The organism is Xanthobacter nonsaccharivorans (assembly GCF_043194755.2).
In the GTDB taxonomy this organism is placed as follows: domain Bacteria; phylum Pseudomonadota; class Alphaproteobacteria; order Rhizobiales; family Xanthobacteraceae; genus Xanthobacter; species Xanthobacter autotrophicus_G.
This window is the reverse complement of the sequence record NZ_CM195526.1, coordinates 1,568,765-1,594,177: the sequence shown is the minus strand read 5'-3', so window position 1 is coordinate 1,594,177 and position 25,413 is coordinate 1,568,765. Positions and strand designations below refer to the sequence as shown.

19 protein-coding genes are annotated in these 25,413 nt (G+C 70.1%); 10 read left to right on the top strand and 9 right to left on the bottom strand.

The window, feature by feature from the left end; all coding sequences use genetic code 11:
• Nucleotides 1-569: 569 nt before the first annotated feature.
• Nucleotides 570-1,223, top strand: a complete 654-nt coding sequence (locus tag V5F59_RS07260; RefSeq protein WP_393982486.1) for a hypothetical protein — start codon at nucleotides 570-572, stop codon at nucleotides 1,221-1,223.
• A 2,293-nt stretch (nucleotides 1,224-3,516) separates the two neighbouring features.
• Here V5F59_RS07260 and V5F59_RS07255 read toward each other — a convergent pair.
• Nucleotides 3,517-5,796, bottom strand: coding sequence for an NADP-dependent malic enzyme (locus V5F59_RS07255; protein ID WP_393982485.1), 2,280 nt, complete (start codon nucleotides 5,794-5,796; stop codon nucleotides 3,517-3,519).
• A gap of 153 nt (nucleotides 5,797-5,949) precedes the next feature.
• On the opposite strand from V5F59_RS07255, the gene V5F59_RS07250 reads away from it, so the two are divergent.
• Nucleotides 5,950-8,040: an aq_1923 C-terminal domain gene (locus tag V5F59_RS07250; protein ID WP_393982484.1), complete on the top strand. Its 2,091-nt coding sequence runs from the start codon at nucleotides 5,950-5,952 to the stop codon at nucleotides 8,038-8,040.
• A 64-nt stretch (nucleotides 8,041-8,104) separates the two neighbouring features.
• On the opposite strand, the gene V5F59_RS07245 is transcribed toward V5F59_RS07250, so the two are convergent.
• From V5F59_RS07245 to aspS, 3 genes are all read right to left on the bottom strand, one after another.
• Nucleotides 8,105-8,536, bottom strand: coding sequence for a DUF2059 domain-containing protein (locus V5F59_RS07245; protein ID WP_393982483.1), 432 nt, complete (start codon nucleotides 8,534-8,536; stop codon nucleotides 8,105-8,107).
• Between the two features lie 105 nt (nucleotides 8,537-8,641).
• Nucleotides 8,642-9,283 (bottom strand): COG3904 family protein, encoded by a 642-nt coding sequence (locus tag V5F59_RS07240; protein ID WP_393982482.1) that lies wholly within the window; start codon nucleotides 9,281-9,283, stop codon nucleotides 8,642-8,644.
• Nucleotides 9,284-9,368: 85 nt separating this feature from the next.
• Nucleotides 9,369-11,141 carry an aspartate--tRNA ligase gene (gene aspS / locus V5F59_RS07235; protein WP_393982481.1) on the bottom strand — a complete coding sequence of 591 codons (1,773 nt, stop codon included), beginning with the start codon at nucleotides 11,139-11,141 and terminating at the stop codon, nucleotides 9,369-9,371.
• Between the two features lie 454 nt (nucleotides 11,142-11,595).
• Between aspS and V5F59_RS07230 the strand changes: the two genes are divergently transcribed.
• The 3 genes from V5F59_RS07230 (at nucleotide 11,596) to V5F59_RS07220 (ending at nucleotide 15,860) form a co-directional block, all read left to right on the top strand.
• Nucleotides 11,596-13,899, top strand: a complete 2,304-nt coding sequence (locus tag V5F59_RS07230) for a bifunctional diguanylate cyclase/phosphodiesterase (protein WP_393982480.1) — start codon at nucleotides 11,596-11,598, stop codon at nucleotides 13,897-13,899.
• A gap of 376 nt (nucleotides 13,900-14,275) precedes the next feature.
• The gene (gene rnd / locus V5F59_RS07225; protein ID WP_393982479.1) at nucleotides 14,276-15,424 is read left to right on the top strand and encodes a ribonuclease D; all 1,149 of its coding nucleotides are present in this window, start codon (nucleotides 14,276-14,278) and stop codon (nucleotides 15,422-15,424) included.
• A gap of 52 nt (nucleotides 15,425-15,476) precedes the next feature.
• Nucleotides 15,477-15,860 carry a GFA family protein gene (locus V5F59_RS07220; protein WP_393982478.1) on the top strand — a complete coding sequence of 128 codons (384 nt, stop codon included), beginning with the start codon at nucleotides 15,477-15,479 and terminating at the stop codon, nucleotides 15,858-15,860.
• A 69-nt stretch (nucleotides 15,861-15,929) separates the two neighbouring features.
• Here the strand turns inward: V5F59_RS07220 and gmk are convergent, their stop codons facing one another.
• The 5 genes from gmk to V5F59_RS07195 all read right to left on the bottom strand — a co-directional run bounded on the left by gmk (nucleotide 15,930) and on the right by V5F59_RS07195 (nucleotide 20,785).
• Nucleotides 15,930-16,625: a guanylate kinase gene (gene gmk, locus V5F59_RS07215; RefSeq protein ID WP_393982477.1), complete on the bottom strand. Its 696-nt coding sequence runs from the start codon at nucleotides 16,623-16,625 to the stop codon at nucleotides 15,930-15,932.
• Nucleotides 16,626-16,636: 11 nt separating this feature from the next.
• Nucleotides 16,637-17,566, bottom strand: coding sequence for a YicC/YloC family endoribonuclease (locus V5F59_RS07210; protein WP_393982476.1), 930 nt, complete (start codon nucleotides 17,564-17,566; stop codon nucleotides 16,637-16,639).
• Between the two features lie 49 nt (nucleotides 17,567-17,615).
• A complete protein-coding gene (gene mltG, locus V5F59_RS07205) occupies nucleotides 17,616-18,926 on the bottom strand; it encodes an endolytic transglycosylase MltG (RefSeq protein ID WP_393982475.1) in 1,311 nt (436 codons plus the stop codon).
• A gap of 235 nt (nucleotides 18,927-19,161) precedes the next feature.
• Nucleotides 19,162-20,424 carry a beta-ketoacyl-ACP synthase II gene (gene fabF, locus V5F59_RS07200; RefSeq protein ID WP_393982474.1) on the bottom strand — a complete coding sequence of 421 codons (1,263 nt, stop codon included), beginning with the start codon at nucleotides 20,422-20,424 and terminating at the stop codon, nucleotides 19,162-19,164.
• Between the two features lie 124 nt (nucleotides 20,425-20,548).
• Nucleotides 20,549-20,785 (bottom strand): acyl carrier protein, encoded by a 237-nt coding sequence (locus V5F59_RS07195; protein WP_393982473.1) that lies wholly within the window; start codon nucleotides 20,783-20,785, stop codon nucleotides 20,549-20,551.
• A 277-nt stretch (nucleotides 20,786-21,062) separates the two neighbouring features.
• On the opposite strand from V5F59_RS07195, the gene V5F59_RS07190 reads away from it, so the two are divergent.
• The 5 genes from V5F59_RS07190 to V5F59_RS07170 all read left to right on the top strand — a co-directional run bounded on the left by V5F59_RS07190 (nucleotide 21,063) and on the right by V5F59_RS07170 (nucleotide 25,346).
• Nucleotides 21,063-21,275, top strand: coding sequence for a hypothetical protein (locus V5F59_RS07190; protein ID WP_393982472.1), 213 nt, complete (start codon nucleotides 21,063-21,065; stop codon nucleotides 21,273-21,275).
• A 67-nt stretch (nucleotides 21,276-21,342) separates the two neighbouring features.
• Nucleotides 21,343-22,632 (top strand): UDP-N-acetylglucosamine 1-carboxyvinyltransferase, encoded by a 1,290-nt coding sequence (murA, locus tag V5F59_RS07185; RefSeq protein ID WP_393982471.1) that lies wholly within the window; start codon nucleotides 21,343-21,345, stop codon nucleotides 22,630-22,632.
• 232 nt (nucleotides 22,633-22,864) lie between these two features.
• Nucleotides 22,865-23,395, top strand: coding sequence for a CDP-alcohol phosphatidyltransferase family protein (locus V5F59_RS07180; RefSeq protein WP_393982470.1), 531 nt, complete (start codon nucleotides 22,865-22,867; stop codon nucleotides 23,393-23,395).
• 119 nt (nucleotides 23,396-23,514) lie between these two features.
• Nucleotides 23,515-24,633, top strand: coding sequence for an AI-2E family transporter (locus V5F59_RS07175; protein WP_393982469.1), 1,119 nt, complete (start codon nucleotides 23,515-23,517; stop codon nucleotides 24,631-24,633).
• A gap of 2 nt (nucleotides 24,634-24,635) precedes the next feature.
• The gene (locus V5F59_RS07170) at nucleotides 24,636-25,346 is read left to right on the top strand and encodes an HdaA/DnaA family protein (RefSeq protein WP_393982468.1); all 711 of its coding nucleotides are present in this window, start codon (nucleotides 24,636-24,638) and stop codon (nucleotides 25,344-25,346) included.
• The last annotated feature ends 67 nt before the right edge of the window (nucleotides 25,347-25,413 follow it).

Below are 25,413 nucleotides of genomic sequence, written 5' to 3'. Positions count from 1 at the left end.
AAGATGTTGGCAAGGTCCGGCCGGTCCGGCGGCGGGCGACGCCCCTGAGCGCCAGCATGCGCGCAATGCGCCGCGCGCACCGGGGCCGGTGGCGAGGCGCGCTTCCCGCGGCCCGGCCGGCGACACGGCGGCATTGGTTTGGCGCAGGCGCTCAGGCGCGTCGCGCGCGGCCATGAGGACCGGGGCGGCCTCAGGGAAAGGGCGCGGCTGATCGAGCAGATCCATCACGGCTCCAAGGACTGTAATGCAGCATATCCGGCGCTGAAGTGACAACCGGCGGATCATTCCGGATTCCGGCGGGGCGGGCGCGCGGTCTTGGTGCGCCGAACCGGTGCGCCGTCTTGGGGCGCGATCTTGGGGCGCGATCTTCGGGCGCGATCTTGGGGCGCGATCTTGGGGCGCGATCTTGGGGCGTGGCGGCGCGCGGTCGCCTGCGCTATGGAGGAGGATGGCTTGCCGGCGCCGCCGGAGCTGCCCGGACGGCGTGATCCGGGCGGTGAGACCGGCCGAAAGCTTGAGAAACGGGCACGATCCGCGCCGGAGCGTGCTCCAGCAAGGCGTGCCCCTGAATGTTCCTGTTCGGCCTGCCGGTCCTGTTGCCCGTGGTCTTCCTGGCCTGCCTGCTCGCGCCCGCCCGCGCGCTGGAGCAGGGGCCGGCCCGCTGGCCGGACACGCCCGCCGCCCGCCGCGCGGCGCAGGAGATGCTGGCGGCGCTGAACACCGAGTTGCTCACCCATCCCAGCGCCACCGCCACGCTGGAACGCTGGTGCGCCGCCCACGGCATCGCCGCCCCGTCCGAGATCCGGGCCGAGCGGGTGCGCGAGGCGGAGGGCGAGGCGCCGGCGGAGGTGCGGGCCCTGCTCGGCGCCGACGCGTCCACCCCGGTCCGGCACCGCCGGGTGCGCCTGCGCTGCGGCGCCACCGTGCTGTCCGAGGCCGACAATTACTATCTGCCGGAGCGCCTCACGCCGCAGATGAACCAGGTTCTGGACAGCACCGACACCCCCTTCGGCAAGGTGGTGCGCCCGCTGGGCTTCGGCCGCAGCACCCTGGATTCCCGCGTGCTGTGGAGCGCGGACGCCCCCGCCGCCGCGGACGGCACGCTGGCCTTCCCGGCCTTCGTGCTGACCCATCGCGCGGTGCTGACCCTGCCCGACGGCATCCCCTTCAGCGCCCTGATCGAACGCTACACCGCCGCCGTCCTCCCCGCCCCGCCGCACTGAGAGGGAGCCGCCAGCGGAGATCCCCTCCGCGGTGCCCTGGCGCGTTCCGAAGCCGGGCACGGGGAGGGCCCATGAGGGCCCGTCACGCCCCGGCTTGTCGCCGGCATCCGCCCGCCCGCGCCGGTGCGCGTCACATCCGGCCACCAGCCCGGCCGCCGCGTGGAGCGCCCGGACCAGCCGGGGCGATGACGGCGGTGGAAGTCCATGCCTCGCGCCAGTGACCGGGCGCCGCTGCGCCCAACAGGAAGCCACGGGGCAGTCGGCGCAGCGGACAATCAGGCACCAGCAATCAAACAGACGTCATGCCCCGGCGCGTCCGGGGCATCCACCCGTCCGTGCCGGTGGGCTTCACATCCGAGCGCCAGCCCCGCCGCCGCGTAGATCGCCCGGACCAGCCGGGCGATGACGGCGGTGGAAGTCCACATTCCTCGCGCCAGTGACCGGCCTCGCGCCAGTGACCGGGCGCCACTGCGCCGAGTAGGAGGCCACGGGGCAATCGGCGCAGCAGACAATCAGGCACCAGCAATCAAACAGACGTCATGCCCCGGCTTGTCCGGGGCATCCACCCGCCCGCGCCGGTGGGCTTCACATCCGAGCGCCAGCCCGGCCGCCGCATGGAACGCCCGGACCAGCCGGGTGATGACGTTAGGGAAAGAACCCACGCCCCTTTCCCCGGACCAGCGATAGCGCCGCCAGCCATCCGGTCGGTGTCATGCCCCGGCTTGTCGCTGGCATCCGCCCGCCCGCGCCGGTGCGCCTCACATCCGCCGGACCGCCAGCCCCACCGCCGCGTGGAGTGCGCGGATCAGCCGGGCGATGACGGCGGTGGAAGTCTATGCCTCGCGCCAGTGACCGGGCGCCGCTGCGCCCAACAGGCAGCCACGGGGCAGTCGGCGCAGCGGACAATCAGGCGCCAGCAATCAAACAGACGTCATGCCCCGGCTTGTCCGGAGCATCCACCCATCCGCGCCGGTGGGCTTCACATCCGAGCGCCAGCCCGGCCGCCGCATGGAACGCCCGGACCAGCCGTAGCGATGACGATAGGGAAATAACCCACGCTCCGTTCGCCGAACCAGCGATAGCGCCGCCAGCCATCCGGCCGGCGTCATGCCCCGGCTTGTCGCTGGCATCCGCCCGCCCGCGCCGGTGCGCTTCACATCCGACCACCAGCCCGGCCGCCGCGTGGTGCGCCCGGACCAGCCGGGCGATGACGGCGCTGGAAGTCCACATTCCTCGCGCCAGTGACCGGGCGCCACTGCGCCGAGCAGGAGGCCACGGGGCAATCGGCGCAGCAAACAATCAGGCACCAGCAATCAAACAGACGTCATGCCCGGCTCGTCCGGGACACCCACCCATCCGCGCGGCACGCGTCACATCCAACCACCAGCGCCGCCGCCGCGTAGATCACCCGGACCAGCCGGGCGATGACGAAAGGGAAAGAACCCACGCCCCTTTCCCCGGACCAGCGATAGCGCCGCCAGCCATCCGGTCGGCGTCATGCCCCGGCTTGTCGCTGGCATCCGCCCGCCCGCGCCGATGCGCCTCACATCCGACCGCCGCCCGGCCGCCGCGTGGAGCGCCCGGACCAGCCGGGCGATGACGGCGGTGGAAGTCCATGCCTCGCGCCAATGACCGGGCGGCTGCAGCGCCGAGCAGGGGGCCACGGGGCCGTCGGCGCAGCGGACAATCAGGCACCAGCAATCAAACAGACGTCATGCCCCGGCGCGTCTGGGGCATCCACCCATCCCCGCCGGAGCGCGTCAAATCCGGCCACCGGCCCCGCCGCGGAGTGGAATGCCTGGACCAGCCGGGCGATGACGGCGGTGGAGGCAATCCGCCCATTGACCGCCCGGTGGCAGGGCCACCGGAAATTGAGTTTGCGTCATGCCCCGGCACGTCGGGAGCATCCCCCCGTCCGTGCCAGCGCGCGCCGACCTCGGGCACCAGCCTGGCCGCGGAGTGGATCGCCCGGACCAGCCGGGCGATGACGGTGGTGAGAAGGACCCCCGCCCCTCTCGGACCAGCAATGGCGCCGCCGGCCATCTGGTCGGCGTCATGCCCTGGCGTCCGGGGCATCCACCCGCCCCGCCCGGAGCGCTTCACATCCGACCACCAGCCCGGCCGCCGCGTGGAGCGCGGACCAGCCGGGCGATGACAGTGGGGAAAGCCCCCCGCCCCGCTCCCCGGACCAACGACGGCGCAGGCGGAGCGTCGAGCCTGGGGCACGCGGGAGCCTCCGAACGAAAAAGGGCGCCCCGGGGCGCCCTTTTCCTCAGGTCCTGAAGCCCCGGCCTCAGGCGGTCTGCGCCTCGGCCACGGCGACGGCAGTCATGTTCACCACGCCGCGGGTGGTGACCGACGGGCCGAGGATGTGGGCGGGCTTGGCCGTGCCCATCAGGATGGGGCCGACGGGCAGCGCATCGCCCAGCACCTTCAGCATGTTGAAGGCGATGTCGGCGGCGTCGAGGTCGGGCATCACCAGCACGTTGGCGACGCCGGTGAGCGTCGAGTGCGGGAAGGAGCGGCGGCGGATGTCCTCCAGCAGCGCCGCATCCGCCTGCATCTCGCCGTCCACCACCAGGTTCGGCTCGCGCTCGCGGATGATGGAGAGGGCGGAGCGCACCCGCTTCGCCGAAAGCGTCTCGTGGCTGCCGAAGTTGGAGTGCGACAGCAGCGCCACCCGCGGCTCAAGGCCGAAGCGGCGCACGTGGGCGGCGGCCAGCACCGTCATCTCGGCAAGGTCCGCGGCCGAGGGCTCGGTCTGGATCTGCGTGTCGCAGATGAAGTAGTTGCCCTTGGAGGTGATGAGCAGCGAGAGGGCGGCCAGCTCGTTCACCCCCGGCGCGAGGCCGATGATGTCGCGCACCTGCCGCAGGTGGCGGACGAAGCGGCCCTCGATGCCGCAGAGCATGGCATCCGCCTCGCCGCGGTGCACGGCGAGCGCCGCGATCACGGTGGGGTGGGTGCGCACCAGGGTACGGGCGGCATCCGGCGTCACGCCGCGGCGGCCGGCGCGCTCCACATAGTCGCGCACGTAGTCGCGGTAGCGCGGATCGTCCTCGGGATTGATGAGGTCGAAATCGTGCCCGGCGCGGATGGAGAGGCCGAAGCGCTTCAGGCGGGTTTCCACCACGCTCGGGCGGGCGACGATGATCGGCCGGGCGATGCCCTCCTCCACCACCGCCTGAACGGCGCGCAGCACCCGCTCGTCCTCGCCCTCGGCGTAGATCACGCGCTTGATGTTCTGTTTCGCCTTGGCGAACAGCGGCCGCATGATGAAGCCGGAGCGGAACACGAAGTGGTCGAGCCGCTCGATGTAGGCGTCCATGTCCGCGATCGGGCGGGTGGCGACGCCGGTGTCCATGGCCGCCTTCGCCACCGCCGGCGCGATGCGCAGGATGAGGCGCGGGTCGAACGGCGAGGGAATGAGCGATTCGGCACCGAAGGAGCGGGTCTCGCCGCCATAGGCGCGGGCCACCACGTCGGACGGGGTCTCGCGGGCAAGGGCGGCGATGGCCTCCACCGCGGCCATCTTCATCTCGGCGTTGATGTCGGTCGCCCCCACGTCCAGCGCCCCGCGGAAGATGTAGGGGAAGCACAGGACGTTGTTGACCTGGTTCGGGAAGTCCGATCGGCCGGTGCAGATCATGGCGTCGGGCCGCGCGGCGCGGGCCTCCTCGGGCATGATCTCGGGGGTGGGGTTGGCCAGCGCCAGGATGAGCGGATGGTCCGCCATCTTCTTCACCATCTCCGGCTTCAGCACGCCGCCGGCGGAGAGGCCGAGGAAGATGTGCGCGCCCTCGATCACCTCGTCGAGGGTGCGCTTGTCGGTCTTCTGGGCATAGATCTCCTTGTAGGGATCCATAAGGGTGTTGCGGCCGTCATAGACCACGCCCTCGATGTCGGTGACCCAGATGTTCTCCCTCTTTGCGCCGAGCGTCACCAGGAGGTTGAGGCAGGCGAGCGCGGCCGCGCCGGCGCCCGAGGTGACGATCTTCAGGTCGCCGATCCTGCGGTTGCCCACTTCCATCGCATTGCGCACCGCCGCGCCGACGATGATGGCCGTGCCGTGCTGGTCGTCGTGGAAGACCGGGATCTTCATCCGCGCCCGCAGCTGCGCTTCCACCTCGAAGCACTCGGGGGCCTTGATGTCCTCGAGGTTGATGCCGCCGAAGGTGGGCTCCAGGGCGCTCACCACGTCCACCATGCGCTCGACCGTGTTGGCGTCGATCTCGATGTCGAACACGTCGATGCCGGCGAACTTCTTGAAGAGGACCGCCTTGCCCTCCATCACCGGCTTGCCGGCGAGCGGGCCGATGTTGCCGAGGCCGAGCACCGCCGTGCCGTTGGACACCACGGCGACGAGATTCGCCCGGATGGTCAGCTCGGCGGCCTGGAGCGGATCGGCGGCGATGGCCTCGCAGGCGGCGGCGACACCCGGGGAATAAGCGTGGGCAAGGTCGCGCTGGTTGCCGAGCGGCTTGGTGGCCTGGATCTCCAGCTTCCCCGGCTTCGGGGTGCGATGATAGTAGAGCGCGCCCGAACGCAGTTCCTCGGAAATATTCGACGCCATACCCTTGCTCCCCCTGATCGATGCGAACGGACGCGTGCGGCGGCGCGCAAACTAGCCGCCGCGCACGCTTATGTCACGGGCGCCCGCACAAATTGGGTTATGTTGCTCATGCATGACGGATCTGCGGTCGGCCGGCGACGGAAAGGCATGGGAATGAACAGCAAGAGCGTCCTTCGGATTGCGGGGGCGGCCGTGATTCTGGCGGGACTGGCCATCGCCGGCTGGTACGGCTTTGCCGCATGGACCGGCGCCAAGGTGCGCGCCGAGGTGGAGCGGGCGTTCGATGGCCTGCGGCAGAAAGGCGCCAAGGCCGCCTTCGCCGATGCCACCTTCGATGCCGCCAGGCGCGAGATCACCGTGTCCGGCATCTCCATCGTCTCGGCAGACGGCGGCGCCAGCGTGAAGATCGCCCGCCTCCTCGCCTCCGGCGGAGAGCGCCCGCACGACGGCCGGGTCGCCCTCGACGCCCTCGACCTCGATGGGCTGGAGATCTCCCTCTCGGGCGAGAGCGCGGGGGGAAGCCCTGCAACCTATACGCTGCCCAAGGTGATGATCGACCGCTACACCGGCCCCATGACGCTGATCGCCGCCGGCGAGGGCAGCGGGCCCTTTGGCGGGCTGCGCGTGGCGCTGCGGCAGCTCGCCGCCACCACCGCCGCCAAGGTCACCATTCCCGAGATGCGCGGCCGCATCGAGCCCCCGGGCGCGCCGCCGGTGGAGGCCGCCTACACCAACATCGCCGCCGAAGGGGTGAACGCGGGGACCATCCGCAGCCTCATCATCGACCGCACCACCTTCGCCTTCACCCCCGCCGCCCCGCCACCGGCCGACAAGGCCCAGACGGACAAGGCCCCGACGGACAAGGGACAGGCCGACAAGACACCGGCGGACAAGGCCCCCGGGAGGATCACGGGGCGGGTGGACGGCCTCGTCGCCGCGCGCATCGACACCGCCCCGCTGCTGGCCATGACCAAGCCGCCCGGCGCGCCCACGACCGTCCGCCTGGACGACTACGCCATGATCTACGGCAAGGTGGTCACCGGCCCCTACACCCTCGCCCAGGAGAACGGCCCGCGCCTGCGGGCCGCCTCGGTTCTGCTGGAGCACGTGGGCATCAAGCCGTCGGCGTTCGATCCCAAGCGCCTGGCCGCCCTCGATGCGCTCACCCTGCGCGCCGCCGATCCCACCGCGGAGGAGAGCCGCCAGATGCTGGAGCTCTCCCGCGACCTCATCGACGGCATCGCCTTCCGCACCTTCGCCCTCACCAATGTGGAGACCGAGGAGGCGGGCGAGAAGGGCCGCATCGCCAGCATGCGGGTGGACGGGCTCGCCGCCAGCATCATCGATTCCATCTCCTTCGAGGGGATCGAGGGCCAGAGCGGCACCGGCGGCGCCGGCAAGGTGGGCCGCATCGCCGTGCGCCGGCTCGACCTCAGCCAGCTGTCGCGCCTCGCCGCGGAGGCGAGCGCGCCCTCGCCGCTGTCGTCGCTGGTGCTGTTCCGCCTGCTCTCCGGCATCGAGGTCTCCGGCCTCGAGGTGCCGTATGACGGGGGCGACGCCAAGGCCGAGCCGGTGAAGATCGGCGACTTCGCCCTCTCCTGGGGCACGGCGCCCGGCGCCCCGCAGGGCGTGCTGCCCACCTGGCTGGACTTCCGCCTTTCGGACGTCTCCGGCCCCATCCGCGCCGAGGATGGGGAGCCCTTCACCTACCTCGTCAAGGCGGGCCTCACCCGCGCCACGATCTCGCTGGCCCTCAAGGCCGCCTACGATCCGGACAAGCGCACCCTCACCCTCGCCCCGATGTCCTCGGAGGTGAAGGACGCCTTCCGGGTGAATGTGGAGAGCACCCTCGGCGACGTGCCGCCCACCGCCTTCTCGGAGCTGACGGGCCTGCTCTCCGCCGCGCCCGACGTCTCCGCCGGCCCGGTGACGGTGACGCTGACCGACCTCGGCCTCGGCAAGCTCATGTACGCCCAGTTCGCCGCCGCGGCGGGAGAGAGCGTGGAGGACTACAAGGCACAGGTGGTGGAGCTGGCGGAGGCGTTCGCGGCGGAGCTCGCCGAGAGCGAGCCGGACGTGGCGGAGGTCGGCGCGGCCGTGGTCGCCTTCCTGCGCAATCCCGGCACGCTGACCGTCACCGCCACCCCGCGGGACCACCTGCCCCTGATGGCGCTGACCATGGCCACCGAGCCCCTCCAGGTGCTCGGCGCCTTCAGCTTCAAGGCATCCGCCACGGCGCCGTGAGGTTCCGCGCGCGGATGCGCCGGCGGGCGGGAAACCTGCCCGCCGGGCCCAGGCTCGGCGGGCGTCAGCGTCCCGCGCCCAACGCCCCGACGATCTTCATGATCTGCTGCTGGATGGCGGCATTCACCTCGGCCGGCTTTTCGTTCTCCACCTTCACCGCCTTGCGGCCGAGGGGGCTGGTGTAGAAGGCGACGAGATCCTTCAGCTCGGCGACGGAAAAGGCGCCGGCATAATAGGTGCTGAACACCTTGATCAGCTCCTCGCGCGGGCCGGTGGCCGCCTTCGCGAAGTCGGTTCGGGCCTGGGCCTGCTTGTCGGCAGGCTGCTTCGCCGCCGCCTCGCCGACCATGCGGGCAATCCGCCCGTCGAGGCCGGGCGCCACCGACAGCTCCACCACCTGCCGCGCCAGCGCGGCCTTGTCGGACGCCTCGTCCGCCACCGCGGCGGCCGGAGCCAGCAAGGCCGCGACGACGACCATCTTGAACATGAACCGCATGGGCAACCTCCCCGGGGTCAGCCGGGCCGTCCCATCCGCGGTGGCCTGCCCCGGGGGGCAGCCTATACGCATTTCACTCGGAGCGGCAGCGGAGGGGAAAGCCGGTCAAGGGACGAGAAAACGATTGCTCTTCTCGTCCCAGACCTTGATGCCGATGCGAAGGGCCTCGCTGTCCGAGACGTAGTTCATGTCCGAGGCGGAGGCGCGAAACATGATGCGCAGAAAATCAAGGTCGGTCCCGACGGAACGCAGGTAGTCTGCGACATCGAGCACTGTACGCTGGGTTTCCTGCTCCAGCGTGTACATGTCATCCGCGGTGTATGTGCGCGTCGGCTGGAACTGGCTTTTCCAGGCATGGAAGCCGAGCTCGCTTGATGACGACTTGGCCCGCCAGGGCTTTCCATCGCTGTCGCGGCCACCGAGAAAAGCGATTGCACAGGCGCTGACACACATGGCGCCATTGCCCTCGATGACCGTCCGCACGCCGAGCTGATGGAAGGCGAGCCCGAGCTTCATGCCTTCATAGAGATTGCCACCCGGGGAGCTGAGGTAGATCGCCATACGCGGCTTGCGTGGCGCGCGGGCGAGGTAGGCCCGGAAACGATCGGCGTCCCCGGCCTTGACCGGGCCCGTCGCGAGCACCGCGAGGAGGGATGCGCTGTCATTCTCGTGCCGCGAGAAGTCGAGCGCGCCCGCGGGCGGCACCCATGAGACCATCGCCACAAGCGCGAGCGCCAGCCTCTTCATCGCCCCCTCCCCCCGACATCGTCCGGGAGAGGTTGATAGGTGTAGCGGGGCAGGATGACAACCGACCGGCCGCCCCGCCCCTTCCTCACTTCTGCGGCGACACCGGGCGGATGTGCAGCTCGCGCAGCTGCTTGGGGCTCGCCTCGTTGGGGGCGCCCATGAGCAGGTCGAGGGCCTGCTGGTTCATGGGGAAGATGGAGATCTCGCGCAAATTGGTGGTGCCGCACAGGAGCATGACGATGCGGTCCACGCCCGCCGCCATGCCGCCATGGGGCGGGGCGCCGTACTGGAACGCGCGGTACATGCCGCCGAACCGCTCCACCACCGTCGCCTCGTCGTAGCCGGCGAGCTCGAACGCCTTCACCATGGCCTCGGGACGATGGTTGCGGATGCCGCCGGAGGCGATCTCGTAGCCGTTGCAGGCGATGTCGTACTGGAACGCCTTGATGGTGAGCGGATCCTGCGTCTTCAGCGCCTCCAGCCCGCCCTGGGGCATGGAGAAGGGATTGTGGGAGAAGTCGACCTTCTTCTCGTCCTCAGACCATTCGTAGAACGGGAAGTCGACGATCCAGGCGAGCTCGAACCGATCCTTGTCGATCAGGTTCAGCTCCTCGCCGACCCTGGTGCGGGCAAGGCCGGCGAACTTGACGAACTTCTCCGGATCGCCCGCCACGAAGAAGGCGGCGTCGCCGGCCTTGAGGTCGAGCTGGGCGCGGATCGCCTCGGTGCGCTCGGGGCCGATGTTGTTGGCGAGCGGGCCGGCGCCCTCCCCCCCTTCACGCCACATGATGTAGCCGAGGCCCGGCTGGCCCTCGCCCTGCGCCCAGGAGTTCATGCGGTCGCAGAAGGCGCGGGAGCCGCCGCCGGGGGCGGGGATGGCCCACACCTCGTTCTTCTCCACCTCCAGCATGCGGGCGAACACCTTGAAGCCCGAGCCGCGGAAGTGCTCGGAAACGCCCTGCATGACGAGCGGGTTGCGCAGGTCCGGCTTGTCGGTGCCGTACTTGCGCAGCGCCTCGGCATAGGGGATGCGCGGCCACTTCTGCGTCACCGGCTTGCCGCCGGAAAACTCCTCGAACACGCCGGTGATCACCGGCTCCATGGCGGCGAACACGTCTTCCTGCTCGACGAAGCTCATCTCCAGGTCGAGCTGGTAGAACTCGCCCGGCAGGCGGTCGGCGCGCGGGTCCTCGTCGCGGAAGCAGGGGGCGATCTGGAAGTAGCGGTCGAAGCCGCTCATCATGATCAGCTGCTTGTACTGCTGCGGGGCCTGCGGCAGCGCATAGAACGTGCCCGGGTGCAGGCGGGACGGCACCAGGAAGTCGCGCGCGCCCTCCGGCGAGGAGGCGGTGAGGATGGGCGTCTGGAACTCGAAGAAGCCCTGGTCCTTCATGCGGCGGCGCATGGCGTCGATGATGGCGCCGCGGGTCATGATGTTGCGGTGGAGCTTCTCGCGGCGCAGGTCGAGGAAGCGGTACTTGAGCCGCGTCTCCTCCGGATATTCCACGTCGCCGAACACCGGCAGCGGCAATTCCGCGGCCGGGCCGAGCACTTCCAGCTCGGCGGCATAGACCTCCACCGCGCCGGTGGTGAGGTCCGGATTCTCAGTGCCCTCGGGGCGCAGGCGCACCTTGCCGTCGATGCGGATGACCCACTCGGAGCGCACCTTCTCGGCATCCTTGAAGGCGGCGCTGTCGGGGTCCACCACCACCTGGGTGAGGCCGTAATGGTCGCGCAGGTCGATGAACAGCACGCCGCCATGGTCGCGGATGCGGTGGCACCAGCCGGAGAGACGCACGATCTCGCCCACCTCGGCGGTCGAAAGCGCGCCGCAAGTATGGGAGCGGTAGCGGTGCATTGGGTCGCCCTTTCAAGGCTGAAATGGTTGGCACGCGGGGCCGCAAAGCCCGTCGTCCGGCGCCCCCGCGCGCAAACGTCGCGCATCAGGCGCCACGCCGGGAACGCCTGCGGCGGCGATCCCGCGCCGGGCGCTGCGCCGGAACCAGTGCCGGAACCTGCCCGATTGAACCAATCCGGCTGATGCTCCGCCCCCGAGATCCAAGGGAGAACGCGTTGTCCGGCCGGCCTGCGGTGCAGGCTGGCCGGCGCGTGCTCCGTCGCGCGCCACGGCACGAAAGTCCGCGTGTAAGGCGGGGGGAAGGTGCATGCGCACCCGCCCTTGTCAAGCCGATGCGCTTTTGACGCGAATTTACAGCATGCTAGCATTGCCAAGCTGCGTCGCCGGGGAATAGGGCTGGCGCATCTGCGCCGCGCGCCGGAACCACAGGTGAAGTAGCGACCGCGAGGCCGGAATGACGACGCAGGACAAACCGGGACGGCCGCCTGCCGGGCATCATGCGCATCGGGCGTCGGGCATCTGGCGCCTCGCCATGCTCGCCGCGCTGCTGATCGCCGCGGTTATCGTCGCGACCTTTGTCCTGCTGCGCTCCCTCAACGCCGACGGCGTGAAGGAGCGCCAGCGCGAGCTCGAAAACCTCGCCCTGACCCTGGCGGAGCAGACCGCCCGCGCCATCCAGAGCCTGGTGATCATCCAGGGCGACATCATCGACCAGATCGAGACGCTGAAGATCGACACCGCCGCCGAGCTCGCCACCAGCATGGGCACGCAGAGCGTGCACCAGATGATGCGGGAGAAGATCTCCGGCCTGCCCTATCTCGATGCCATCACCCTCATCGACCAGACCGGGCGGCTCATCAATTTCTCCCGCTACTGGCCCATCCCGGCGGTGATCGTCTCGGACCGCGACTATTTCAAGAGCCTCAGCACCCTCAAGGGGCCCCCCATGTTCATCAGCGAGCCGGTGCCCAACCGCGGCACCGGGACGCTCACCATCTACCTCGCCCATCGCTTCACCGCGCCGGACGGGCACTTCCTCGGCCTGGTCCTGGGGGCCATGGAGCAATCCTACTTTGAGCGGTTCTATAGCACCATCAACCTGGGCGCCGATGGCCTGATCGCCTTGGTGCGGAGCGACGGGGCGCTGCTGGCCCGCTCCCCGGAGAGCGCCGGCGTCGCGCCGCGCGGGGCAGCGGCACGCCATCAGGTGGCGGGGGCCCTGTTCGGCCGCGCCTTCAAAGGCCGGGTGGCGGCCGGCACGCTCGACGCCGAGGCCCGCATCGCGGCGGTGCACCAGATCGGCGATCTCCCGCTCGCCGTGGTGGTGAGCGACAGCACCCGGTCCATCGGCACCATCATTTGGGGCCGGCTGATGCCCATCGCCATCGCCGCCGGACTGCTGTGCCTCACCATCGCCCTGGTCAGCTACAGCGTGGCGAGGCACATCCTGGGCGAGCGCGCCTTCGCCGATGCCCAGCACGCCGCCGCCCGCAAGGACCCCCTGACCGGCCTGCCCAACCGCCTGGCCTTCGGCGAGCGGATGGAAATGCTCATCGCCGCCCCGCCGGCCCCGGCGCCCTTCGCGTTGTTCTTCCTCGACCTCGATTACTTCAAATCGGTCAACGACACGCTGGGCCACGACATCGGCGACTCCATGCTGACCCGCGTGGCTGATCGCATCAGCCGGCGGCTCGGTCCCGACGTGAGCGTGGCGCGGCTCGGCGGAGACGAGTTCGCCATCGTCCACGAGAACATGGCGGACGACGCCCGAGCCATCGATTTCGCCGAGCAGGTCATCCGCCTGCTGCAGGAGCCCTACGCCATCGGCGCCCACCGCATCGCCGGCGGCTGCAGCGTCGGGATCGCCCTGTTCCCGCGGGACGGCGAGGACCTGGCGAGCCTCCTGAAGAATGCGGACCTGGCCCTCTACCGCTCGAAGACCGATGGGCGGGGCATCGCCCGCGTGTTCCAGGAGGAAATGGAGCGCAGCGCCCGCGAGCGGCGGCAACTGGAGCTGGAGCTGCACGCCGCCTGGCGCGACCGCCAGCTCTACCTCGTCTACCAGCCCATCTTCGAGGCGACGAGCGGAACGCTGGCCGGATTCGAGGCGTTGGCACGCTGGAAGCACCCGCAACGGGGCAACATCCCGCCGGATGTCTTCATTCCCGTGGCCGAGGAGACCGGCCTCATCCTGCCGATCGGCGCCTGGGCGCTGATGGAGGCCTGCCACACGGCTGCGTACTGGCCCTCGCACCTGTTCGTGTCGGTGAACCTCTCGGCCGTGCAGTTCCGCGGCACCCAGGCCTTCCACCAGGTGCGCGCCGCCCTCGATGCCAGCGGCCTCTCCCCCGATCGGCTGGAGATCGAGATCACCGAATCCACCCTCCTCCACGAAGGCCCGGCGGTGCGCGCGACCCTGGACCAGTTCCGCGAGGAGGGCATCACCATCAGCCTCGACGATTTCGGCACCGGCTACTCCTCCCTTAAATACCTGCAGACCCTGCGTATCGGCCGCATCAAGGTGGACCGCAGCTTCGTGGCGGAGGTCGAACATTCCTCCGAGACCCGCGCCATCGTGCACGCCATCACCAGCCTGGCGCAGGCCCTGTCGCTCATGTGCACCGCGGAGGGGATCGAGACGGAGGCCCAGCGGCAGATCATGCTGGCGGAGGGCTGCTCGCACCTGCAGGGCTTCCTGCTCGGCCGCCCGGGCACCGCCGAGGATGCCCTGCGACTGGCGTTGGCCGACGTGGTGTGACGATTCCTGGAGTACCGCGCTCCCTGGCCATCGCGCCGGTGCGGCGCCCTGGAGAGCCCACCGGGCTGCCGGCTCGGACCGGAGATCGCCGAATCAACCCGGCTTCAAGCTGAACCGCAGCTTTGCCGCCGGCATCTTCGACACCCTCCAGCAGGCAATTGTCCGCCCCACGCCCGATCTGGCCCGCACGCGGTCCCTGGAAACGGCGGTGCAGGCCCGCATGCTGGAACGCAAGGGCGGTACCCATTTCCAGGGCTTCCTGCCCGGCCATGCGGGACCGACGGATCACGCCTTGCGACGGGCTGAGCCGCCGACGCCCGACAAATTCGCGCCACATTGTCTTTTCGACACGGCGTCGTCTGAGTATGGTCGACAGATGGACCCGATCACCTCGACCGAGGCGCTGGCTGCGGCCTGCGAGCGCCTCGCCCGCCACCCGTTCGTGACAGTCGACACGGAATTCCTCAGGGAAACCACCTTCTGGCCGAAGCTGTGCGTGGTGCAGCTCGCCTCGCCGGAAGAGGCCGTGCTCATCGACGCCCTCGCCGACGGGCTCGACCTCGCACCCTTCTACCGCCTCATGGGCAACGAACGGGTGATGAAGGTGTTCCATGCCGGACGGCAGGACATCGAAATCATCTGGCACCAGGCGCGGCTCATCCCTCACCCCGTGTTCGACACGCAGGTGGCGGCGATGGTGCTTGGCTACGGCGACAGCATCTCCTACGATCAGCTGGTGCAGCGGACCACCGGCCACAGCCTGGACAAGTCCTCGCGCTTCACGGACTGGTCGCGCCGGCCGCTCAGCCAGGCGCAGATCGTCTATGCCGTCGCGGACGTGACCCATCTTCGGGACATCTATGTGAAGCTCACCGGCGACCTCGACGTCCGTGGCCGCGGCGAATGGGTGGGCGAGGAGATGCACGTCCTCACCTCTCCCAACACCTACGAGCAGGATCCCGACAGCGCCTGGGAGCGGCTGAAATCCCGCGTGCGCAAGCCGCGGGAGCTCGCCGTTCTGGTGGAGCTGGCAGCCTGGCGCGAGCGGGAGGCGCAGGCCCGCGACCTGCCGCGCGGCCGCGTCATCAAGGACGACGTGATCGGCGAGATCGCCCTGCAGCAGCCCCAGACGCCGGAAAAGCTCGCGGAGCTGCGCTCCGTGCCCCGCGGCTTCGAGCGCTCGCGCTATGGCGAAGCGGTGCTGGAGGCGGTGAAACGTGGCCTCGCCCGCGATCCCAAGACCCTGCCCCGCATCGAGCGCGACAAGCCCCTGCCCAATGGCGCGAACGCCACCGTCGAGCTCCTGAAGGTGCTGCTGCGCATGACGGCGGAGCAGCACGCGGTCGCCGCCAAGGTGATCGCCACCACCGAGGACCTGGAGCGCATCGCCGTCAGCGACGAAGCGGACGTGTCCGCCATGAAGGGCTGGCGCCGCGAGCTGTTCGGGGAGCGGGCGCTGGCCCTGAAGGCCGGCCGGCTCGCCCTGGCGGTGGAGCGCGGCCGGGTGATCGCAGTCGAGAAATAGGCGTCCGCCGCGCGAAAGGCGCCGCGGCGGGGATTTCCGGGGAGACGGGACAATGCGTCGGGGCGGCTGCCTGTGCGGCGGGGTGCGGTACGAGATCCCGGGTGAGGTGACACCGGCGGTGGCCTGCCACTGCTCCCAATGCGCCCGCACCAGCGGCAGCTTCGCCGTCATGACCAGCTGCCGGGGGGAGGATCTCGTCCTCACCACGGCGGACACGCTCGCCTGGTTCACCTCGTCGCCCGGCACCGAGCGCGGGTTCTGCACGCGCTGCGGCGGCAACCTCTTCTGGAAACGCGCCGGCGACGCGGAGATCTTCGTCACAGCCGGCACCCTCGACCAGCCGACCGGGGTTCGCCTCGCCGAGCATATCTTCGTGGCGTCGAAGTCCGACTATTACGAGATCACCGACGGGCTGCCGCAGAAGCCGGAATGGTAGCGGCACGAGAGCACGCGCCGATCTGATCGCATCGCAATCAGATCGGATTTCGCGTTCTCCACCTTAAAGTCAGAGCGCGTCGCGCAGGCCCTTCACGAAGCTCGACAGGCCGGTCAGCCTGCGCCGCTTCAGCCGCTCCGCCTGGAGGATGGCCACCAGCTTGGCGAGGCTGTCCTCCACCTCGTGGTTGATGATGATGTAGTCATACTCGGTATAGTGGCTGATCTCGTCCGAGGCCTTGGCCATGCGGTGATGCACCACCTCCTCCGAATCCTGGGCGCGGGCGCGCAGGCGCTGCTCCAGGTCCGCGGCCGAAGGCGGGAGGATGAAGACCTTCACCAGGTCCTGCTGCGCACTCTCCCCCAGCTGCTGGGTGCCCTGCCAGTCGATGTCGAACAGCACGTCCCGGCCGGCGGAGAGCGCCTCCTCCACGGGCCCGCGCGGCGTGCCGTAGAGATTCTCGAACACGCTGGCATGCTCCAGCAGTTCGCCCTCGTCGCGCATGCGATGGAAGCTTTCGCGATCGACGAAATAATAGTCCTTGCCGTGCTCCTCCCCCGGCCGCGGGGCGCGGGTGGTGACGGAGACCGACATGGTGATGCGCTCGTCGCTCGCCAGCAGCCGGCGCGAGAGCGTGGTCTTGCCCGCGCCGGACGGCGAGGAGAGCACCAGCATCAGCCCCCTGCGGGCAAGCATGCCCGCGCCCGGCTTCCAGCCCGGCAGCGCGAAGTGCGACGACACGGAGGGCGAGGCGGAATGCGGCATGGGCGCGGGCTTCACTCGAGGTTCTGGATCTGCTCGCGGAACTGGTCCACCAGCAGCTTCAGGTCAAGCCCGATCTGCGTCAGCGCCACGGAATTGGACTTTGAGCACAGGGTGTTCGCCTCGCGGTTGAACTCCTGCGCCAGGAAATCGAGCCGCCGGCCCACCGGGCCGCCGCTCGCCAGCAGGTCGCGGGCCGCGGCGAGATGGGCGACGAGGCGGTCCAGCTCCTCGCGCACGTCGGCCTTGGTGACGGCCAGCACCGCCTCCTGGTGCAGCCGGTCGGGGTCGAGATTGGCGGCTTCCATCAGCACCCGCACCTGATCGGCGATACGGGCCTTCACCTGCTCCGCCGAGCGCTCGGGCAGCCGCTCGGCGCGGCTGACGAGGGTGGAGATGGCGTCGAGCCGCTCGCTCAGCACCTCCTTCAGCGCCCGCCCCTCCCGCGCCCGCATGGCGCCGAGCTCGGCAAGCGCGCGGTCGAAGCCGGCGAGCACGGCGCTCATGAGCGCGCGGCGCTCGTCCTCGCTCTCGTCCGCCTCGGCGATCTCCACCATGCCCTTCACCGCCAGCAAGGCGTCGAGGGTGGGCGCCGGGGCGCCGAGGCGCGCCGCGCTCTCGGACACGGAGCGGTAGAGCGCCTCCAGCGCCCCCTGGTTCACCCGCACGGTGGAAGCCTCGCCCTCGCGGGTGGCGGTGAGGTTGGCGGAAACCGAGCCGCGGCTCAGGATCTGGCCGGTGCGGGTGCGCACGTCGGCCTCCAGCACCTCGAAGCCGGGCGGCAGGCGCAGGCGCAGGTCCAGGCCCTTGCCGTTCACCGCCCGCACCTCCCAGCCGAAGCGCCATGGCCCCTGGGAGCCGGAGACGCGGGCGAAGCCCGTCATGCTCGCGAGGGGGGCGGTGGCCGGGAGACGGCCGGCAGTGGTGACCGATGCGCGCTTCATGTTCATCCCAGCAGCAGCCGAAAGGTCGGCGGCCGGCCCCATCCCGTCGTCAATTGCCCGCGGCCGGTGCGGGCGTCGCCGGCTGGCCCGGAGCAGGCGGCGGCGTCTGCCCCTGCTCGATGGCCCGCCAGCGGGCGACGTTCTTGTTGTGGTCGTTGAGCGTCTCGGCAAAGGCGTGGCCGCCCGTGCCGTCCGCGACGAAATACAGGTCCCTGGTCTTCGCCGGATTGGCGGCGGCCGTCAAAGCCGCCCGGCCGGGATTGCAGATGGGTCCCGGGGGCAGGCCGTCGATGGCGTAGGTATTGTATGCGGTCGGCGTCGCGATGTCCGCCTTGCTGATGGGCCGCCCCAGGGAGCCCTTCCCGCCCACGATGCCATAGATGATGGTGGGATCGGACTGGAGCTTCATCTTCTTGCCGAGGCGGTTCACGAACACCGCCGCCACCTTCGCCCGCTCGTCCGACTGCCCTGTCTCCTTCTCCACGATGGAGGCAAGGGTGACCAGCTCCTGCGGCGAGCGGACCGGCAGGTCGGGCGCGCGCTTCGCCCACACGGCCGCCAGCACCTTGCGCTGCTCCTCCGCCATGCGCTGGAGCACGTCCTCGCGCGACTGGCCGCGGGTGATCTGGTACGTCTCGGGGAGCAAGGTGCCTTCCTGCGGCACGGCGGGCGTGCCGGTGAGCAGCTCGTTCTCCATCAGCCGCTTGACGATCTGCTGGCTGGTCAGGCCCTCGGGAATGGTGATCTGGTGCTGCACCACCTTGCCCGAGGCCAGGGTGTCGATGACGCTCGCCGCCGACTGGCCCGGCCTGAAGACATATTCGCCGGCCTTGAACTTGGCGTCCTCGCGGGTCATCCGCTGGCCCACCACGAACATCAGCCAGTTGCTGATGACGCCCTCGCGCTCGAGAATCTCGCCCATGTCGCGCACGCCCGCGCCGCGGGGGATGAGCACCACCTTCTCGGCGGTCAGGGGGCCGGGGGCGTAGAAGGCCTTCTCCGCATACCAGATGCCAAGCCCGCCGCCGATGGCCACAAACAGCAGGAAGGTGAAGAGCCCGCTCAGGATCGTCACCGCCGGGTGGCGGGCGCTCTTGGAGGGCCTGGGGAGCGGCGCCGCCTTGGGCGGGACGCGGCGCTTTCCGGCCGGCGGCCGCGCGGCCTTGGCCGGGCCGGGCTTGCCCGGGGCGGCGAGCGGCGAGGCTTCCTCGGAAAAGGCCGGCTCGGAGACGGCCGGCGCGGAGGCCGCCTGTTCCTGCGCGCGGGCGGCCGGCGCGGACCCGGCCTGCGACAGGTCGGCGCGCGGATCCCCGCCCTCGGGCGCTCCGGCCTTCGGTGATCCGTCGTTGGACTGGGCCATACCGGGCTCCCCTGTCATCGGCGAACGCACGCGGTGACGCATCAAGCCTGACGCCACCTGATGGATGGCTTGCTAACGGCACATTCGGGCGCAACGGCGGCACATTTCCGCAGGGTCGCCGCGCCGGAGCGGGCTGTCCACCGCCGGCCGGGCGACGCCTCATCCGCGCCGTGCCCGCGCGGCCGAATCACTGAATGTCCGGCCGGGGCGAGGCTCCGGCCGGACGGGTCCGCGCTCACGCGTCGTAGCGGCGGAACACGAGGGAGGCGTTGGTGCCGCCGAACCCGAAGGAATTGGAGAGCACCGCGTCGATCTTGCGCGGCTGAGGCTTCAGCGGCACCAGATCGATGGGCGTCTCCACCGACGGATGGTCGAGGTTCAGCGTCGCCGGGGCCATCTGGTCGCGGATGGCGAGCACCGAGAAGATGGCTTCCACCGCGCCGGCGGCACCCAGCAGGTGGCCGATGGACGACTTGGTGGACGACATGGCCGTCTTCGCCGCGGCATTGCCCAGGAGGCGCTCCACGGCCTTGAGCTCGATCTCATCGGCCATGGTGGAGGTACCGTGGGCGTTGATGTAGTCGATGTCGTCCGCCGTCATCCCCGCCCGCTTCAGCGCCGCCGACATGCAGCGGAAGGCGCCGTCGCCGTCCATGGACGGGGCGGTGATGTGGAAGGCGTCGCCCGACAGGCCGTAGCCCACCAGCTCGGCGTAGATCTTGGCGCCGCGCGCCTTGGCGTGCTCCAGCTCCTCGAGCACCACCACGCCGGCGCCCTCGCCCATGACGAAGCCGTCGCGGTCCTTGTCATAGGGACGGGACGCGCGGGTCGGGTCGTCGTTGAAGGCGGTGCAGAGCGCCTTGCAGGCGGCGAAGCCGGCGATGGAAAGGCGGTTCACCGGCGATTCGGTGCCGCCGGCCACCATCACGTCCGCATCGCCGAGGGCGATGAGCCGCCCGGCGTCACCGATGGCATGGGCGCCGGTGGAGCAGGCCGTCACCACCGCATGGTTCGGGCCCTTCAGCCCGTGCTGGATGGAGACGTAGCCGCCGGCGAGGTTGATGAGCCGGCCGGGAATGAAGAAGGGAGAGATGCGCCGCGGGCCGCGATCCTTCAGCAGCAGGGCCGCATCCGCGATGCCCTCGATGCCGCCGATGCCGGAGCCGATCAGCACGCCGGAGGTGATCTGGTCCTCGTAGGTGGAGGGATGCCAGCCGGCGTCGTCGAGCGCCTGCGTGGCCGCAGCCATGGCGAAGACGATGAACTCGTCCACCTTGCGCTGCTCTTTCGGCTCCATCCACTGGTCGGGATTGAAGGTGCCGTCGGAGCCGTCGCCACGGGGGATGTTCGCGGCGATCCTGCAGGCGAGGTCCGACACGTCGAAGTGCGCGACCTGCTTCACGCCACTCTCGCCGGCGATCAGCCGCCGCCAGGTCGGCTCGACGCCGCAGCCGAGCGGCGTCACCATGCCGAGGCCGGTGACGACAACACGTCTCATGAGGAAAACTCCGGGAGGCGGGCCCCTTGCGCGCCAGACGCGCGGCCCGGTGCGACAACGGCCGCGGGCGCAGGGCGCCGCGCGACCGTCGGATGAAGGCGCCCAGAAATACGGTACGCTCGGATCAAGCCGCGTTCTTTTCCAGGAACTTGATCGCGTCGCCGACCGTCAGGATGGTTTCGGCGGCATCGTCCGGGATCTCGCAGTTGAAGGCCTCCTCGAAGGCCATCACGAGTTCCACGGTGTCGAGGCTGTCGGCGCCGAGATCGTCGATGAAGGAAGCGCTTTCCGTGACCTTCTCGGCCTCGACCCCCAGATGCTCCGCGACGATCTTCTTCACCCGCTCGGCGATGTCACTCATCGATGCAACCCTCGTTGTTCGGATAAACCCGTTGCCGTTCGGCGGCTGGAGGAGGGCATAATGCCTTTTTCCCGCCGTGCCCAGCCCCCTCAAGGGGTGCAGGCACGCGAAAAATGCCGCCCGGCGATCCTCGCGCCGCGCACGGGAGCGGAGCCTTTTGAATGTGCCCTTGCCCGGCCCAGCAATGCGGCTCGTTAGCACACTCCCCGCGGCAAGGCCAGCAAGCCGCGCAAAGCCGCGTCTTGCGCCCGCCGCACGGCAGGGCTACTCGAAACCCATGGCGCACGAAAAGGACAGCCAGGACAACCAGAAGGCCGAGCGGCTCGCCGCCGCGCTCCGGGCCAATCTGGCGCGCCGCAAGGCGCAGGCCCGCGGCCGCCGCGCCGCCGGGCCGGACGGCGCCGATGCCCCGCAAACCCCCGCCAGCGCTGGTACGGTCAAGCCCCCGCTGCGCGAGCCGGCGATTGTGCCGGACGACGAGCCGGGCTAGAGCTTCTCTCTTAAATATGAAGTCGGCTGCGTCCGAAGCGCCGGCCAAAGCCCGGGACACGATCCGCATGGATAAGATTCGCATCGTCGGCGGCAACGAGCTGAAGGGCACCATCCCGATTTCCGGTGCCAAGAACGCAGCCCTGCCGCTGATGATCGCCAGCCTCCTCACCGAGGAGAAGCTGATTCTCGAGAACGTCCCCCGCCTCGCCGACGTGGCCCTCCTCCAGCGCATCCTCGGCAACCACGGGGTGGACATCACCACCAACGGCAAGCGCAACGGCGACGATCCCTTCGCCGGCCAGACGCTGGAGATCGACGCCCGGGTGATCGTCGATACCACCGCGCCCTACGATCTGGTCTCGCGCATGCGCGCCTCGTTCTGGGTTGTGGGGCCGCTGATCGCGCGCATGGGCGAGGCGCGCGTCTCCCTGCCGGGCGGCTGCGCCATCGGCACGCGGCCTGTGGATTTCCACCTCGACGCGCTGAAGGCGCTGGGCGCCGACATCGAGATCGACGCCGGCTACGTGGTGGCGAAGGCGCCCAACGGGCTCACCGGCGCGCGCATCGTCTTCCCCAAGGTCTCGGTGGGCGCCACCCACACGGCGCTCATGGCCGCGGTCCTCGCCCGGGGCGAGAGCGTGATCGAGAACGCGGCGCGCGAGCCGGAGATCGTCGACCTCGCCGACTGCCTCATCAAGATGGGCGCGCGCATCGAGGGGGCCGGCACCTCCACCATCCATGTGGACGGCGTGCCGCGCCTCAGGGCGGCACGCCACGCGGTGCTGCCCGACCGCATCGAGACCGGCACCTACGCCATGGCCACCGCCATGGCCGGCGGCGACGTGATGCTCGCCGGCGCCCGGCCGGACCTGCTGGAGGGCGCGCTCGACATCCTGCGCCAGGCCGGCGCCGAGATCGATGCCACCAACGAGGGCATTCGGGTGCGGCGCAACGGCGCGGGCATCCTGCCGGTGGAGGTCTCCACGGCCCCCTACCCCGGTTTCCCCACCGACCTCCAGGCCCAGCTGATGGCGCTGATGACCAAGGCGAAGGGCCGCTCGCGCATCACCGAGACCATCTTCGAGAACCGCTTCATGCACGTGCAGGAGCTGGCCCGCCTCGGCGCGCGCATTCATCTCGACGGCGACACCGCCGAGGTGGAGGGCGTGGACCGCCTCACCGGCGCGCCGGTGATGGCCACCGACCTGCGCGCCTCGGTCTCCCTGGTCATCGCCGGCCTCGCGGCGGAAGGGGAAACCATGGTGCAGCGCGTCTACCACCTGGACCGCGGCTTCGAGAAGCTGGAGGAGAAGCTCTCCCGCTGCGGCGCCGAGATCGAGCGCATCAGCGGCTGAGGCCGGCGCCGCGGCACGGCCTTCGGCAATCCGCAGGTGCGTCCGCCGGCGTGCGTCGGCATCCCGCACCTGCGTCACCGTCCGGCGCGGCCGGCCCCACGGCCGCCCGAACCTTGAGCAGACGACCGGGCCGGATGGCCCGGACAACCCGGGCCATGACGGTCGGCATGAGAAGACGTCGGCACAGAAAGACCGGACAAGTCCAGGCGCTCCACGTGCGGGAGCCCGCCCCGTGAGCATTCCCAACATCATCACCCTCATCCGCATCCTGCTGGTGCCGGCCGTGGTGTGGTCGATCACCTCGGGCGAGATGCTGCTGGCGTTCTGGCTGTTCCTCGCCGCCGGCGTCTCCGACGGGCTCGACGGCTTCATCGCCAAGCGCTTCCACATGCAGACGGAGCTCGGCGCCTATCTCGACCCGGTGGCGGACAAGGCGCTGCTCGTCTCCATCTACGTGACGCTGGCGGTGGTGGGGCTCATCCCGCGCTGGGTGGCCATCGCGGTGGTCTCGCGCGACGTGATGATCATCGGCGCCATCGTGCTCTCCCTCGTCATGGCGAAACCGGTCACCATCAGCCCGCTTCTCGTCTCCAAGGTGAACACCGCCCTGCAGATCGCATTTGCCGCCTTCGTGCTCGCCTCCTCGGGCTTCGGGCTGGCGCTGCCGGGGCTGTTCCAGCTGGGGCTTGTGCTGGTGGGGCTCTTGACGTGCCTTTCGGCCGCTGCCTATCTCGCCGCATGGACGCGCCATATGGCGAGCTGAAGGGCGGGCCGCGCCCGCAGGCCGGGCGGACGGGACGGGACAAGACCCCGCCGGCCGCCCCCGGCGGAGCCACGCCCGGAGCAGCCATTCCCGGAGCAACCTTGCCGCCAGGACCAGCGATGCCTGACCGGAACTTGCCGCAACACGAGCTGCCGGTGCGCTTCCAGATGCGCTTCTGGGTGGGCGCGCTGCTGCTGACGGCCATCGTCCTGTGGCTGCTCAGCGGCATCCTGCTGCCGTTCGTCGCCGGCATCGTGCTCGCCTACTTCCTGAATCCGGTGGTGGTGCGGATGGAGCGCATCGGGCTGCCGCGCGCCATCTCGTCGGTGCTGGTGGTGGGCGTGATGCTGCTGGTGGTGCTGGTCTTCTTCCTGCTGGCCCTGCCGATCCTGTCCTCGCAGCTGTTCGAGTTCATCCAGCGCCTGCCGTCCTACGTCACCCGCCTGCAGGGACTGCTGACGGAAGAGAATCGCGAATGGCTCTCCGGCATCGTCGGCGATCGCCTGCCGGACATGCAGCGCTCCATCTCCGATCTCATGAGCCAGGGGGTGAGCCACCTGCTGGGCCTGCTCTCCTCCGTGTGGTCGGGCGGGCAGGCGGTCATCTCCCTGTTCGCCCTGCTGGTGGTGACACCGGTGGTTGTGTTCTACATCCTGTGCGACTGGGACAACATGATCGCGCTGGTGGACCGCCTGGTGCCGGTGCCCCACCGCCCGGTGGTGCGCGACCTCGCCAAGGCCATGGACATGGCGGTGGCCGGCTTCGTGCGCGGGCAGGCCATGGTGTGCCTGCTGCTCGGCGGCTTCTACGCCGTGTCGCTCTCCATGGTGGGGCTGAACTTCGGCCTGCTGATCGGCATCGTCTCCGGCGTCATCACCTTCATTCCCTACGTGGGCTCGCTGACCGGCTTCGTGCTGGCCATGGGCGTGGCCATCGTCCAGTTCTTCCCCGACTGGGGCATGATCGGCACCGTGCTCGCCATCTTCCTCGCCGGCCAGACCATCGAGGGCTACGTGCTCTCGCCCAAGCTGGTGGGCGACTCGATCGGCGTGCATCCGGTGTGGCTGATGTTCGCCTTGTTCGCCTTCGGCTACCTGTTCGGCTTCGTCGGCCTGCTGCTGGCCGTGCCGATGACCGCCGTGGGTGGCGTGCTGGTGCGCTTTGCCATTGCCCGCTACCTCCAGTCCCAGCTCTACACCGGGTCGTCCGACGACGCCCCCCCGCCGGGGCAGTCCTGAGCATGGCCGACCGCGACGCCCGCCCGCGCCAGCTGCCGCTCGACCTGAAGGCCCTGCCGGCGATGACGCGGGAGGATTTCCTCCCCGCGCCCGGAAATGCGGCGGCCCTCGCCCTCATCGACGCCTTTCCGGAATGGCCGGCGCGGGTGGTCTGCCTCGTCGGCCCGGAGGGCGCGGGCAAGAGCCACCTCGCCGCCGTCTTCGCCGGGCGCTCGGGGGCCCGCACCGTGCCGGCGTCCGCCCTGGAGCGGGAGGACGTGCCGGCGGCCCTTTCCACCGGCGCCCTGGTGCTGGAGGACCTGGAGCCGGGCCGCTTCAGCGAGGCGGCGCTGTTCCACCTGCTCAACCTCGCCCGCGAGCAGCAGGCCTACCTGCTGATGACCGCGCGCACGCCCCCGGCCCAGTTCCAGCTCGCCACCGCCGACCTCGCCTCGCGGCTGCGCGCGGTGCCGGTGTTCGAGATCGCCCCGGCGGACGAGGCGCTGCTGGCGGCGGTGCTGGTGAAGCTGTTCGCCGATCGCCAGCTCGCCGTGGACGAGGCGACGGTGCAATACCTGCTCCTGCGTATGCAGCGCACGGTGGCCGGGGCCAAGCGGATCGTGGAGGCGCTCGACGCCGCGGCGCTCGCCGCGCAGCGGCCGGTGACCCGCGCGCTCGCCGCCCAGGTGCTGCGCGACGCGCCCGGACTCGCCATCCACGACGAGGACGACTGAGGCAGCGTTCCCGTCATAGAGTAGTCATCTAAGGTGGCCATGGTCCGGCCAGACCGGGGGGACCGAG

Excerpts from the sequence above, each read along its gene's own strand:
- V5F59_RS07260 (WP_393982486.1), top strand. The coding sequence starts at position 570 with ATGTTCCTGTTCGGCCTGCCGGTCCTGTTGCCCGTGGTCTTCCTGGCC.
- V5F59_RS07255 (WP_393982485.1), bottom strand. The coding sequence starts at position 5,796 with ATGGCGTCGAATATTTCCGAGGAACTGCGTTCGGGCGCGCTCTACTAT.
- V5F59_RS07250 (WP_393982484.1), top strand. The coding sequence starts at position 5,950 with ATGAACAGCAAGAGCGTCCTTCGGATTGCGGGGGCGGCCGTGATTCTG.
- V5F59_RS07245 (WP_393982483.1), bottom strand. The coding sequence starts at position 8,536 with ATGCGGTTCATGTTCAAGATGGTCGTCGTCGCGGCCTTGCTGGCTCCG.
- V5F59_RS07240 (WP_393982482.1), bottom strand. The coding sequence starts at position 9,283 with ATGAAGAGGCTGGCGCTCGCGCTTGTGGCGATGGTCTCATGGGTGCCG.
- aspS (WP_393982481.1), bottom strand. The coding sequence starts at position 11,141 with ATGCACCGCTACCGCTCCCATACTTGCGGCGCGCTTTCGACCGCCGAG.
- V5F59_RS07230 (WP_393982480.1), top strand. The coding sequence starts at position 11,596 with ATGACGACGCAGGACAAACCGGGACGGCCGCCTGCCGGGCATCATGCG.
- rnd (WP_393982479.1), top strand. The coding sequence starts at position 14,276 with ATGGACCCGATCACCTCGACCGAGGCGCTGGCTGCGGCCTGCGAGCGC.
- V5F59_RS07220 (WP_393982478.1), top strand. The coding sequence starts at position 15,477 with ATGCGTCGGGGCGGCTGCCTGTGCGGCGGGGTGCGGTACGAGATCCCG.
- gmk (WP_393982477.1), bottom strand. The coding sequence starts at position 16,625 with ATGCCGCATTCCGCCTCGCCCTCCGTGTCGTCGCACTTCGCGCTGCCG.
- V5F59_RS07210 (WP_393982476.1), bottom strand. The coding sequence starts at position 17,566 with ATGAAGCGCGCATCGGTCACCACTGCCGGCCGTCTCCCGGCCACCGCC.
- mltG (WP_393982475.1), bottom strand. The coding sequence starts at position 18,926 with ATGGCCCAGTCCAACGACGGATCACCGAAGGCCGGAGCGCCCGAGGGC.
- fabF (WP_393982474.1), bottom strand. The coding sequence starts at position 20,424 with ATGAGACGTGTTGTCGTCACCGGCCTCGGCATGGTGACGCCGCTCGGC.
- V5F59_RS07195 (WP_393982473.1), bottom strand. The coding sequence starts at position 20,785 with ATGAGTGACATCGCCGAGCGGGTGAAGAAGATCGTCGCGGAGCATCTG.
- V5F59_RS07190 (WP_393982472.1), top strand. The coding sequence starts at position 21,063 with ATGGCGCACGAAAAGGACAGCCAGGACAACCAGAAGGCCGAGCGGCTC.
- murA (WP_393982471.1), top strand. The coding sequence starts at position 21,343 with ATGGATAAGATTCGCATCGTCGGCGGCAACGAGCTGAAGGGCACCATC.
- V5F59_RS07175 (WP_393982469.1), top strand. The coding sequence starts at position 23,515 with ATGCCTGACCGGAACTTGCCGCAACACGAGCTGCCGGTGCGCTTCCAG.
- V5F59_RS07170 (WP_393982468.1), top strand. The coding sequence starts at position 24,636 with ATGGCCGACCGCGACGCCCGCCCGCGCCAGCTGCCGCTCGACCTGAAG.